This window comes from Vibrio hibernica (assembly GCF_015223435.1).
Taxonomy (GTDB): domain Bacteria; phylum Pseudomonadota; class Gammaproteobacteria; order Enterobacterales; family Vibrionaceae; genus Vibrio; species Vibrio hibernica.
Map to the genome: position 1 here is coordinate 1 of NZ_VHKO01000054.1, position 14,067 is coordinate 14,067.

Consider the following 14,067-nt stretch of genomic DNA (forward strand, 5'->3'; position numbering starts at 1 on the left):
GTTTTCTTTATAGGGTTATCATTGTTAACAATAGCTCAGGGGAAACGGTTCGCTTACTGCGTCCCGCCTACCGTAATAGCATTCAACTTCAATGTAGGCTGACCAACACCCACAGGAAGGCTTTGTCCTGCCTTACCACACACGCCAACACCTTTATCTATCGCCAAGTCATTACCCACCATAGACACTTGCTGCATGGCTTCAATACCAGACCCCACTAAAGTCGCCCCTTTGACTGGGCGCGTGATTTTGCCATCTTCAATTAAATACGCTTCTGATGCAGAAAAGACAAACTTGCCAGAAGTAATATCCACCTGCCCACCACCAAAGTTTGGCGCATATAAGCCCTTTTTAATAGTTGAGATAATTTCTTCTGGTGTATGCTCGCCCGGCAACATATAAGTATTGGTCATACGTGGCATAGGTAAATGCGCATAAGACTCACGACGACCATTGCCCGTTGGCGCAACGCCCATCAAGCCAGCATTATGCTTATCTTGCATATAGCCTTTTAGTACGCCATTTTCAATTAGAGTATTGTATTGCCCCGGCACGCCTTCATCATCAATATTGAGCGAACCGCGTAAATCTTTCAGTGTGCCATCATCAACGATAGTGCACAGATCAGAGGTAACCTTTTGGCCCAATTTCCCAGAAAATACGGAAGACTCTTTACGGTTAAAGTCACCTTCTAAACCATGCCCAACCGCTTCGTGCAATAATACGCCCGGCCAACCTGCTCCCAATACAATTGGCATGGTGCCAGCAGGTGCTTCATCGGCATCTAGATTGACTAATGCTTGACGAATAGCTTCATCAGCAAAATGCAATGCGACGGTTTTATCCCCATCTTGCTGTAAGAAAGCTTGATAACCATAACGACCACCGCCACCCGCACTGCCACGTTCACGTTTATCACCACGTTGAACTAATACACTGACAGATAAGCGCACCAATGGACGCACATCACCTGCATAAGTACCATCGGTTGCTGCAACTAATATTTGATCGTATTCGCCACTGATACTGACCGAGACTTCCTGAACTAATGGCTCTTTACTACGAATATAGGCATCAATCTCTTTTAACAAATTAATTTTTTTCTGCTTATCTAAACTTTCTAATGGATTGATCGCTTGGTAGGTTTGAGGAGTAGCAGATTTAGTAAACGCCTTAACCTTGGCATTTTGGCCTTGTTGAGCAATACCTCGAGCCGCAATCGCACTTTGCGTTAATCCATTAAGATCAATTTGATCTGAATAAGCAAAACCGGTTTTTTCACCCGAAATAGCACGAATGCCCACGCCACGGTCAATATTAAATGAGCCGTCTTTAATAATGCTATCTTCTAATATCAAAGATTCATGCCAACTCGATTGAAAGTACACATCCGCATAATCAATCTGGCGAGTGGCTATGCTTTCTAACGTCTTTTGAATATCACTTTCTGTTAGACCTGTGGGTGCAAGTAATGCTTGTTCTACCGTATTTAGTGTCATAAGTGCTCTATTATTTAGTAATCAGATGACCGTCGAATCGAGTGTGCTGTATAACCGGCATTCGAGATCGAATATCTTCATTTAATTTAGTATCAATGTTAGCGATTAAGTGCCCAGCTGTCTCGGACAAACTTGCCACAATATTTCCCCACGGATCAACCACCATGGAATGTCCCCACGTTTCTCGTCCGCAAGGATGAACACCAGTTTGCCCAGCTGCCACGATCCAACATTGTGTTTCAATCGCTCTGGCTCGTAATAATACTTCCCAATGAGCTTGCCCGGTCGGCTTGGTGAATGCCGCTGGCACAACAATCACTTGAGCACCTTGTTGCCTTAATTGGGAAAATAATGCGGGAAAGCGCAAATCATAACAGATAGATAAACCGAGGTTAGCAAACGGAGTTTGGGCAACGACGACTCGATTACCAGCAGAGAAAGTCTCTGATTCTCGGTAATGCTGATGGGCATCAGAAACATCCACATCAAACAAATGCAATTTATCGTAATCCGCGTATAAGCTTCCGCACGATGAAAACACCAAACAAGTTGCTTTAACTTGGTTCCCATCTTTAATCGGAAATGAGCCTACCACTAACCACATTTGATATTGCTTCGCCAGTTGAGCTAATTGGGCCTGAACCGGACCATTATTTAATGGCTCTGCTATCTTGACATAATCTTCTTTGCTACCAAACACCAAGGCATTTTCAGGTACAACCGCCCAAGCCACTTGTTGTTTATACAAGTGCTTGATTTCAGTTTCGATAGCTTTTAAATTAACATCAGGATCCGATCCTGATGTCATTTGAATGATCCCTACTTTTGCCATCTTCTATCCTTATGTCGCCAACTTAAAGCAACAACTTGATGTTTACAAAAAGCGTTTGGCTAAGATTGATCCGTCAATTGCTTTGTCACGTTTTAAATAGCTTTTCACGTTATATAGCTTGTCATATTAAATAGCTGCCACGTTAAACCCTTCAGCAAGTTAACAATATGATAGCGTGCCGCCTTGCATTATTTCTTATCTTCATTAAGCTTATATTCCCCTTTACTACGAGAAATCTCTTTCACGTTCGGTGCATCTAAAGGGCCTTTCACTTCATATTGCACTTTAGTAAATACATCGACAACCGGAGATAACACCTTAGTTAGGGCAAAGACTGCCAAAGCCGCTTGTGGTGTGACCGCAAATGCCGCCACAATGGGAATACTAGAGGTTAAATCAGGGTAAAAGGTCACTTCTGCATCAACTAAACGAGTATTTAGGTCGGCGGTTCCACGCAGTTTCATATCCCCCGCCGAACCATCCATTTCGAGATCATTGGTAACAAACACACCTTTATTCATTTTTCCGGTGCCTTTAATCGAGCTGAACGCCATCCCATCATCGAAAACACCCGTAAAGTCCAGCTTCATCTTACGAATAATCGAATCAAGACTAAAGAGACCTAATAAACGTGCTGCGCCATTCACATCCGTGATAACGCCATCTTTAAACTCACTAGACAAATCACCTTGTAGTGTATCGGTTTTCATCGACCAAGGCGCACCATCCCAACTGGTATTACTCTCAATTTTAAATGATGCCTTTTGCACACCCGAGCTAATACCAAAACGCGCCATCACTTCTGAATTATTTTCCCCAGTTAAATTTAGCGTGAAATCGGAATGACTTTTATCACCCGCTAATAACCACCAGCCATTCGCTTGTAAGTGATTAGAACCGGTTTTCAAATCCAGTTTTCGCCACACTAGCTTATATTTATCATGATATAACTGCATATCAACCGTACCGACCTTATAGCCTTGTAGCCACAGATCATTAATTTTTAGATTAAGGTTCGGCATAGATTGATGAAATTGACGATCAAAAGCGCTAATTAATGGTTCATCTTTCTTCAAATCGCTGATGAGCGTTTTTTTCTCCGATTCCTCCCACTGCGGAACAAAAATATGTGCGCTGGCTAAATCAATGGTAAGCTCTTTTTTATTACGGAAGTTTGCCGTTCCAACCGCCTCACTGCTTTGAACTTTCATCTGCCAATTATTAGTGGTATGTACCGCAGAGAAGTTAACTTTATGCCAATCCAGCCCAGCAAGTTTTAGGTTTTTTGTATTAACATCCACATTTTCTGGCATAGGTAAAACTGGAAAATTAAGATCGGTCTCAGTAGATGATTCTGCTAATACCACGGCTTGAGGTTTAGCTACCGACTTATCGATAGGTTCAAGTGCAATCTGATGATCGCCATCCATCAAAAAATCTATCCAACTATCGGCATCGAATTTAGCTTGATTGATTGAAAAATAATATCCCCCAATTGGACTCACTTTAAAATCGCCCTTACCAACAATGACATTACTTGCCTGAATCACTGGGGTGGATTTACTAATATCGATATCCGCTTGGTATTTCACTGTTGGCAGGGTTAATCTTGCGGAGACACGTTCTTGATTACCCGCGGCTTGTAAACGAGCCTTGCCTTTTAATCCTAGTCCCTTACCAAGTGGATCAGGGTAACTACTCGATATATATTCAAGATCAGCTTGGCTATCAATTTGATAAGTAAAACCGACGTCATTGAAATTCAGGTTTAGATTTAAATTCCATGGCGCAGAGCCTTTCAGCGGTTCCAACCAAGGGGAAGGAATCGCTTTTTGTAAACGAGTTAGGCTGGTTTCTCCTAACACATCGATATCCACCCCATAACCTTTGCCTTTATTTTGTCCCGTAAAATCCAATGAGATAGGCTGTTCAAGCAAGTTTGCTTTGATACCTTTTGATTTTACTACATCATTATCAAAATCAATTCTTCCTGTCGCATTGGTCAATTCAATTGGAGGGCTTTGTACGGCAATAGGATTATTCGATAAATCTGCATACCCCCACGCTCGTGCTTTATCGCCATTAAAAGGAATATTAAGCTTAAAGGTTGAGCTTACTGGGCCATCGATCTGAACCGCCGACAACGTTGCACCAACCGAATCAACTAAAGGTGTCGCCATCATATAATTACGAACATCTTTACCATCAGCTTTTGCTTTCGCCGTGATTTCAATATGGCCATCGGGATCTAAACTTGGAATTTTACCACTGATATGTTGCGCTTGAACTCCCATCAACTTCGCTGAATCAGATTCTAAATACATAGCATCATTCTCAAACAGTAGATCGAGTTGCATATCTGTTATGGTTGGCCAAGCCGTATCAAAACTAAATTTCGCATCTTGTAAACCAACTTTAACTTGGAATACACCATCATGTTGATGATAAGGAAACGAGCTTAACGGGCCGTACCAAATGAGTTTAGCGGTTTTAGCCGTACCACCTTGAATCGCAGTGGATAGGTAATTGGTCAGATCATGTCCAAGAGCAAGCGTAGGCAAATAACGCCAGGTTTCCCCTGCATTAACGACATCTACCTCAGCATAAAAAGAAAGGAAAGCAGACTTATCTTTAGGAAACTCTAAGCTAAAAGCGCCCAATGCATGTAAATCAGGGGTCGTCACTTCAACTTTATCAGCCCATAGTTTCCAACCATCATCGCCGCCTTGCCACACCAAATTCACTTCACTGTCTTGAATGCGTAAAGGGGCTTGAAAAACATCACCATAAGGAAGTTCATCATCTTTTAAGCTGGTTTTAATCGACGCTATATTTTTATTACCGCTGATTTTGGCTGATAATTTATGTACAGCAGGAAGCAGATCCCACTGCTTGATACTTCCATCAGTCAGTGCGGCTGAATAAGTTATATTTTTCTGATTACGCGGAATATCAACGCGGATATCACTTAATATTCCTGAAGGTTGCAACTTAGCGAGTAATTCATTTGTTTCTTTTTGAGAAGACAACAAACTAATAAAAGGCGTGACTTTGTCCAATTCTAATTGAGAGGCATTAAGTGCGAATGTCTCTGGTTGCCAATTAAATGAAAATTGTGGTGCTACCCATGACTGCCCATCGGTTTGCATCTCAAATTTTTGACCTTGAACCAACCAACCTTCATCGATAGGTTTTAGCTTAACCACACCACGATTTATGAGTAATTCATGCTTATCTTCTTTTTCGCCCCACAACAAACGAGATGATTGTAGCTCCATCAAAGCATCCGTTGGCTTCCCTTGCTTTAAGCTCAGCCAAGTATTCACACTGACTCGACCAGAATGAATCGTGGTCGAACTTTTCAAGTAATCGGTCATCCATGGCGTAATAGGAACATTTTGCGCCGATAGAAAAAAATCCCCATCCAGATAGCGTAAATTGCCTTGCTCAGTAAAATTGGCGATCACCGACACTTTGTTCAAGTTAACACCGGCGATACTTAATACACCTTCGGCTTTATGGTCAGCACCTTGGTTTTGCCAGCGAAGCCTATCAATATCTAATTGGCGCACTTCTCCACTTAGCGCTAAATAAGTAATGGATGAATCTAAAACTGAAAAAGATCCTAATTGTTTTAAAAATAAGGTTTGAAGGTTATTGAATAACTCAGGGTTATCTTCTTTTGAATTGATCTTTTGATTATCTTTATCTGGAATTAAAGGCCAACGACTCACATCCGCTTGCAGGCCTTGAATCGTCACGCGGTCAAGTTTCGGCTGCCAATGGATGAAAGAGGAAAACAAATCCAGCTCTAAGTCTGTACGGCCTATCGTTACAATTGGCACTTGCTCGTTAGGCAAAACCACTTGTACATTTTTAAGAGCCAAAGAGGGCGTGATATTGGTCCAATACCCTTTAATATTACCCACATTAACTTGAACACCAGTGGCGTTAAAAATCTCAGATTCAATCTCTCCGCGATATTGATTGAGATTGGGTAAAAAAAGGCGCAAAGCGGTGACAAGAATCGCCACAAGCACTGCACCCGTTAAAATGAACCATAATAAAGAACGCCAAAGGCGTGTGGCAAAGGTCACCGCTTACTCCACATTACATCATAACTACATCAAATTGCTCTTGTACATACAAAGGCTCAATCTGAATTTTGACTTGTTTACCAATAAAGACTTCTAGCTCAGCTAATGCATGAGACTCATCACCTTGCAACGTTTCGGCTACCGCAGGAGCTGCATATACGACAAAATTATCGGCATCATAAGCACGATTAACACGAGTGATTTCGCGCAATATTTCAAAGCATACCGTTTCGACTGTTTTTACCGTTCCTCGCCCTTTGCATGTAGGGCAACCGCCACATAAAACGTGTTCAATACTTTCGCGTGTTCTTTTGCGAGTCATTTCAATTAAACCCAGCTGAGTAAAACCATTAATGTTGGTTTTTACCCGATCGTTAGCCAGTGCAAGCTCTAAAGATTGAATGACTCGACGACGGTGCTCTTCTTCCATCATATCGATAAAATCAATGATGATGATACCGCCTAAATTACGTAACCTAAGTTGACGTGCAATGGCTTGAGTTGCTTCCACATTGGTATTAAAAATGGTTTCTTCTAGATTACGACGCCCTACAAAAGCGCCCGTATTAATATCAACGGTTGTCATCGCTTCCGTTTGATCGATAATCAAATACCCACCCGATTTAAGCTCAACTTTTCTATCTAATGATCGTTGGATCTCATTTTCAGCATCGAACATATCAAAAATAGGTTTGGCTCCAGAGTACAGCTCTAAGCGTTCCGTAAGCTCTGGTACAAATTCAGAAGTAAACTCTTTCAAGGTTTCAAAGGCCAGACGAGAGTCGACTTGCACACGAGAAATTTCCGTTCCAACAAAGTCACGTAAAATACGTGGTGCAAGTCCAAGCTCGCCATACAACATGGTTTTGGTTTTATACTTGCCACGACGTTCAGAGATTTTACTCCACAAACGTTTTAAGAAAGCAGCATCTTGAGCCAGCTCACGACTATCAGCCGCTTCGGCAGCAGTACGAATAATAAAACCACCATTATCATCACAATAAGGCAGTACTATTTCCTTTAGACGATCACGCTCCGCTTCATCATCAATACGCTGTGAAACCCCCACATGAGCCGCGCCTGGCATAAAAACAAGATAGCGCGATGGAAGCGTAATATCGGTCGTTAAACGAGCACCTTTTGTTCCAAGTGGATCTTTAACGACTTGAACAACAATATCTTGCCCTTGACGCACCAACTCTGAAATATCACGGACTTGGAATTGTTTTTTTTCATTCTCCGAAACACATTCGGTATGCGGAACAATATCCGAGGCATGTAAAAATGCCGCTTTATCTAAACCTATATCGATAAAAGCGGCTTGCATACCCGGCAATACACGACTGACTTTGCCTTTATAAATATTACCGACAATACCGCGGCGAGCTTCACGCTCAATATGAACTTCTTGTAAAATTCCAGCTTCGATCATGGCGACACGAGTTTCACTTGGAGTGACATTAATTAATAGCTCTGCACTTTTTGCACTCATAGGAGCCTCATAATTCTTATAAAAAATCGGTTAACAACAAATCCGTTTCCACTAAAGGCAGGCCCATTACTGCGTGGTAGCTACCTTCAATACGGGAGACAAAGCGACCACCAATTCCCTGAATGCCATAACTGCCCGCTTTGTCACAAGGCTCGCCACTCTGCCAGTAGGCTTGTATTTCTGATTCAGTCAAAACCTTGAACCAAACATCAGTAACCACGGTTGTTGTTTTAAATCGGTTATGATCAGCAACCGTCACAGAAGTCATCACTTGATGTTTTCCGCCAGAAAGTTGCTGTAACATATTCTTACTATCATTGTAGTCAACTGGCTTTTCTAATACTCGATGTCCTATCACAACGATGGTATCTGCACCTAATACAGGTAAAGATAAATGAGGAGATATCTCTTTCGCCAACACTAACCCAGCTTGGGCTTTCTCGCGAGATAAACGCGCCACATAGTCTTGTGGTAATTCGCCTGTATTTTGCTGCTCTTCAATATTGGAAATAATAATATCAAACTGATAACCCAATAGGGTCAGTAACTCTTTACGACGAGGAGAACCTGAGGCAAGTAAAAATGAAGAAGACATAAAAAGCCTTAATGGAGAAAAAGAAAGCGCCAAACAACTAATGAGAGAGATCCAAACAAACTAGAAGCAAGACATTTTTGCTTTTAGATTCCCAAGAGAAACGCCCTAAAGCTTGAATCGGCTATTAACGCATATACCAATGACGACGAAAACGTCTTAACAGCAAGAATATCCACGGCCATAGAATACAGTTAATCATCCCACCCCATAAGTAATGAGGGTTAAACTGTATGTCTTTTATTAAAAACTCACCAAAAAATTCGATAAACTTAGCTAAAACACTCAGTAAACCGATGATCACGGCTTGCTGCCATAAAGCCATATTTCTGAGCATTTGAAAATTGAGAGCCACAATATAGGCCACAATAGACATAACTAAACCATGTATGCCTAGCGTTGAACCTATTACCAAATCCCATATCAAGCCAACAACTAAAGCCGAGCCAACATTAACACGGTGTGGTAATGCTAAAATCCAATAGCACGTAATTAAAATGATCCAATTTGGGCGTAATACTTCCAAAGGCCCGGGCCAAGGAACCGCTTGTAGGATCAAAGCAATAAAAAGTGTCGCCCAAATAATTATCTTGCTACGAAAAATATTATTGCGCATCGCCGACCACCTGCTCTGACTGTAAAATAGCTTGTGCTTGCTTTTGGCGACCTTGATCAGGCCATACTAAAAGTAAATAACGTAGTCGATCAAATTCAACGACAGGCTTAGCGGTAATTTGAGCAAAAGGACGACGATTATCATTCTTTACACTGGTGACATAACCGACAGGGTAACCTTCAGGATAACGACCACCAAGACCAGAAGACACCAATAGATCGCCGGTTTGAATATCAGTACTGGTTGGTACATGTTCTAATTGAATAGAGTCTATATCCCCATTCCCACTTGAAATAATACGAATATCGTTTCTCAGCACTTGAACTGGAATAGAGCTATTACTATCGGTCAGCAGTAATACCCGACTGTTATGGGCGGAGACATTAACGACTTGGCCGACAATTCCTTTCTCATTAATAACAGGTTGCCCTTCATAAACACCATCACTTCGGCCTTTATTCACGACAACTTGATGCGTATAAGGAGAAGAATCTACCGCCATCACTTCTGTGACAATTTTCTTTTCATCACGAACATAAGGAGAACCTAATAGCTGGCGTAACCGATTATTTTCTTCTTGATATTGCTTTAATAGTAATAAATCACCTTTTAAACCTAATACTTCATTTTTCAAGGCGTTGTTATTATCAACCAAGGTTTTAAGGCTATTAAAACGTTCATACATTCTATCAAACATGCTACGAGGTAAATTGGCAGCATATTGCAAAGGTGCAACAGTACTATTGAGTAAATACCGGACATTTGAAAACGTATCTAAACGACTATCAGCCAGCATTAAGCCGGCTGATATAACGAGAGCGAAGAACAATCGTAATTGTAAGGAAGGACCACGACCAAAAATCAGTTTCATACAGGCTAACCGTCATTTCGAACAGTAAGGAAATTATTCGTCACTGAACAGGTCACCGCCATGCATATCAATCATTTCTAGTGCTTTACCGCCACCAAGAGCAACACAAGTTAATGGCTCATCGGCAACCACAACTGGGATCCCCGTTTCTTCCGTTAATAAACGATCGATATCTTTCAGTAACGCGCCACCACCGGTTAACACGATACCATTCTCTGAAATATCTGAAGCCAATTCAGGCGGACATTGCTCTAATGCCACCATAACAGCAGAAACGATGCCAGAAAGAGGTTCTTGTAATGCTTCTAAAATTTCATTGGAATTGAGTGTAAAACTACGCGGAACACCTTCAGCAAGGTTACGACCACGAACTTCCATTTCAAGCACTTCATCACCAGGATAACCCGAACCAATTTCATGCTTAATTTTTTCTGCAGTGGCTTCACCAATTAAGCTGCCGTAGTTACGACGAACATAGTTGATAATCGCTTCATCAAAACGGTCACCACCAATACGAACAGACGATGAATACACCACACCATTTAAAGAAATAACGGCGACTTCTGTTGTACCACCACCAATATCAACAACCATAGAACCGGTTGGCTCAGAAACACGAAGACCAGCTCCAATTGCTGCGGCCATTGGCTCATCAATTAGGAAAACCTCACGTGCGCCCGCACCTAATGCAGACTCACGAATAGCACGACGCTCAACTTGGGTAGAACCACAAGGAACACAAACTAAAACGCGTGGGCTTGGTTTTAATACACTGTTGTCGTGCACTTGCTTAATAAAGTGCTGCAACATTTTTTCAGTTACATAAAAATCTGCAATTACACCATCTTTCATTGGACGAATAGCTGAGATATTTCCAGGTGTACGACCTAACATTAACTTGGCTTCATGACCAACGGCTGCAACGGTTTTTGTCGTTCCGTTGCGATCTTGACGAATCGCAACCACTGACGGTTCATCAAGAACAATGCCTTGACCTTTAACATAAATGAGAGTGTTAGCAGTACCTAGATCAATAGAAAGATCATTTGAAAACATACCACGAAGTTTCTTAAACATATTCTTCGTTATCCTAAGAGCAATTGACAAAAATAAAATTGTGCTAAATGTACCAATGCCTAGCACTGTCGGCAAGCAATAACCACCAACCACCTAAGAATAGTGTGCATTCTTACAGAAAGTTAACCCAAGCAAGAGTTTATTTTTATATTGCTTGGTTAATCGTCGCTATTTAGTACTAAGATCAATTGGCCGTCAAATTCGGCTCACCACGATAAATGATACGATCATTTCCGCGATAAGCCCCAAAAATCACAACAGTTGATGGATCTTCATCCCCTAAGTTTCGCCAGTTAAATTGCAGCCAAGGTTGACCAATATCCTCGAGATTAATCCAACCTTTAATTGTTGCATTTAAATCAGGATCATCGGCAGGTTTGGGACTATTTTTATAACCTGTCGAGTCATTACCTTGACGTAAAAAGAGACGAACGGTTTCCCGCTCATGGGTACTTTTTTCGGCCTTAAGCACACTAGACTTACCATTTGTAACTTTACTAGTACCGACATCGGAAAATTTCGCCGAACTATCCTGAAGATTACTCATGACATAATAAACGCTCGGTATGAGCTGGCTGCCGCTATCATCAGGATTAGTAATAAAGCTACTCCCATCCCAATATTCAGATCGTAATGGCACACTAATTGGGCCTCCAATAGGGCCACTGACACTGTCTAATGCCATGCGACCATATCGGAAGTCGGGTTGAGTATTAAATGCGACACCAAGCCCATCCAATCCATGGTTAGTCTTAAAAGTGCTGGTATCAACAAAGTTTTTATCAAAATTCACATTGTCGTTATTAAGGTAAGTTGGATCTAATGTGTCAACCACGACACCAAAGGTCGAATTTTCAATGCTATAAGGACCGTCAGGCTTCGTGATATAAGGAGAATTATTCACATCAAATTTTTTGAACATAAAATCACTGACTCTAAATTCATAAATTGCTTTATTCCAATTTTTTAAACTTTGACTCCCTCCCAAAATACGCTCATTCAAACTATCACCATCAACCATCGAACCAAATATCCTTTCTCTTTTTATTCCTTCAATAGTAAAAGAGGCTAAAAGCTTATCTGAAAAATAACCATAATTTTCAGTATCGCTATCCATTGCATTTTTAGCTTTAACTGTGTAATTCACTTCTATGGGTTGATTCATATACGCGAAACCATTGTGGCCAGTGGCATAATTCCATTGGTTATCATTTTCAAGCTTAAAGTGGTGTGGGTAGAAACGGCCAACTTCACGATAGTTGTGATTAATTTCCATACCTAAATACTCAGGAGTATTATCAACACTGATATTAAGGCTGCCTACCTCTTGCCAACTTAAATCATCATAAAGAAAGTAATCACCCTGAACTTTTTCTGTATTTAAACGATTTAAACTCGACAAAGATTCCAACGTAATATCAGAATTACCTTCCTCAGGCGTTTCTAATTTACCGTCAAGAACAACAGTCCATGCAAAAGCACCAGGCACAAAGAAATTAGACGTCGGATCGTTATTACAGTATTCATCTGGCGATTGGATTTTTCCAATATCTTTCACCGTAGTAGGATCGGGATCTCCAGCTTTCCAAACAATAGGCTTGATTTGTAATGAAAATGCTTCACCTGCTGGAATGAATTTTTCACCCTCATCGGAGTTCCCAGTTGCATCATAAGCGTTGCCGTATTCATCTTTAGGCTTGCAAATAGCGAATGTCCAAGGGCGAACATCGACATTAACTAAACCTTGCAGTGTACTAACACTATCTGAATCCGTGCCATCTCCGCCGTCTGTTCCATCACCATTAGGGGTAATATCGCATCCATCGTAATCAGCAGGGCACACAAATTTTGGATCGGTCAGCATAAAAGTCAGTGAACCTGACTCAGCGTATTTTAAGTAAGCGGAAGATTTCGCATCTTCACTAAAATTAAGTTTAATTGCCGTTGAACTATAATTTCCATTTTCTCTATCACTCACCTGTAAACCGCCATCTTGAGCGCCTTGCGCAGTGGTAGGCTTGGTAAGGTTAATGTTAGATACTGTGAGATCCTTATCACCACTATACCCTTTTACTGGTGTGACTTTATCGTCCTTACAAGCCAATACTTGCACACTAAATTGAGTGGGGTGACCTGCCACCGCTTTTACTTGTTCAACATCAAACTTGTAAGGTCCGAATAAAATATCACCTGAATAAGTTGCGCTTGAATCGCCCGTTAATTCAGCACTTACACTGTACTCTTGAATGGTGTCAGCTCTCACCGGAACCGTCACAACCCCATTGTTAGGTGTATAGACATAATTGCTATTTTTATTGCCAACCGTAGGATCTAATGGTGTTAAACCTGTGCTGTAGATTGCTGTAATAGTTCCGTTATAATCGGTAGCAATAGTGCCATCTTCATTATAAACGGTATAAGTGACTTTAGGGGCTTGGCACAATAATGCAAATTGGTTATTTGGGGTGACATCTAAAGAGTAATTTGCATTTGGATCGATTGGACAAACGTCACCGGAATAAGTAGAGCTGGCGCTTCCTTCTAATTTTAAATCATGTGTGGTGATGGAACCAAGCACACTTGCATTCCCTGAAACAGAAACTGAACTTCGACTAAATAGTGCTGCATTTAGAGTACTACTCAATCTAACTGTAATTTTAGCGCCCGAACCCTCAGCCCAAACGATTAGATTTCCAGCACTATTTCCTTTCACATTGACGGTAATGCCTCCACCAAACTCAGCTTCATTAACAATCAATAAAGTTTTATTAGTAAAGTTGGCTGTAGCACCACTATTAATAATTAGTTTTTTAATATGGTACTCTGAACCAGTAAAATTAAAAGTTGTAGAATTTAACGTCATCTCATTATAATTCCCGGCAGGCACATCTATTGATGGAGCCCATCCAGGCTTAAAATCTTGAGTCCCAAAGTGAGTAAGAACAATCGCTGGTTCATCAATTAATAAACTAGGATCAGCTACGCAGGTTT

The 14,067-nt window shown here is 41.1% G+C and carries 9 protein-coding genes; all 9 read right to left on the reverse strand.

The annotated features are described in order from the left end of the window. Nucleotides 1-53 precede the first annotated feature (53 nt). A complete protein-coding gene (tldD, locus tag FH976_RS13540) occupies nucleotides 54-1,499 on the reverse strand; it encodes a metalloprotease TldD (RefSeq protein WP_194091371.1) in 1,446 nt (481 codons plus the stop codon). Between the two features lie 10 nt (nucleotides 1,500-1,509). Next, on the reverse strand, nucleotides 1,510-2,331 hold the full coding sequence (locus FH976_RS13545; RefSeq protein ID WP_194091372.1) for a carbon-nitrogen hydrolase family protein: 822 nt from the start codon (nucleotides 2,329-2,331) through the stop codon (nucleotides 1,510-1,512). Between the two features lie 188 nt (nucleotides 2,332-2,519). Continuing rightward, nucleotides 2,520-6,428, reverse strand: a complete 3,909-nt coding sequence (locus tag FH976_RS13550) for a YhdP family protein (RefSeq protein WP_194091373.1) — start codon at nucleotides 6,426-6,428, stop codon at nucleotides 2,520-2,522. A 13-nt stretch (nucleotides 6,429-6,441) separates the two neighbouring features. Continuing rightward, nucleotides 6,442-7,920 (reverse strand): ribonuclease G, encoded by a 1,479-nt coding sequence (rng, locus tag FH976_RS13555; RefSeq protein WP_194091374.1) that lies wholly within the window; start codon nucleotides 7,918-7,920, stop codon nucleotides 6,442-6,444. A 16-nt stretch (nucleotides 7,921-7,936) separates the two neighbouring features. Beyond that, nucleotides 7,937-8,515: a Maf family protein gene (locus FH976_RS13560; protein WP_194091375.1), complete on the reverse strand. Its 579-nt coding sequence runs from the start codon at nucleotides 8,513-8,515 to the stop codon at nucleotides 7,937-7,939. Between the two features lie 124 nt (nucleotides 8,516-8,639). Next, on the reverse strand, nucleotides 8,640-9,128 hold the full coding sequence (gene mreD, locus FH976_RS13565; RefSeq protein WP_194091376.1) for a rod shape-determining protein MreD: 489 nt from the start codon (nucleotides 9,126-9,128) through the stop codon (nucleotides 8,640-8,642). Further along, nucleotides 9,118-9,999, reverse strand: coding sequence for a rod shape-determining protein MreC (mreC, locus tag FH976_RS13570; protein WP_194091377.1), 882 nt, complete (start codon nucleotides 9,997-9,999; stop codon nucleotides 9,118-9,120). The genes mreD and mreC overlap by 11 nt, the downstream gene beginning before the upstream one ends. A gap of 33 nt (nucleotides 10,000-10,032) precedes the next feature. Further along, a complete protein-coding gene (locus FH976_RS13575) occupies nucleotides 10,033-11,076 on the reverse strand; it encodes a rod shape-determining protein (protein ID WP_194091378.1) in 1,044 nt (347 codons plus the stop codon). Nucleotides 11,077-11,260: 184 nt separating this feature from the next. Beyond that, nucleotides 11,261-14,067 (reverse strand): DUF6701 domain-containing protein (locus FH976_RS13580; protein WP_324187438.1); only part of this gene is annotated, 2,807 nt, incomplete at its 5' end.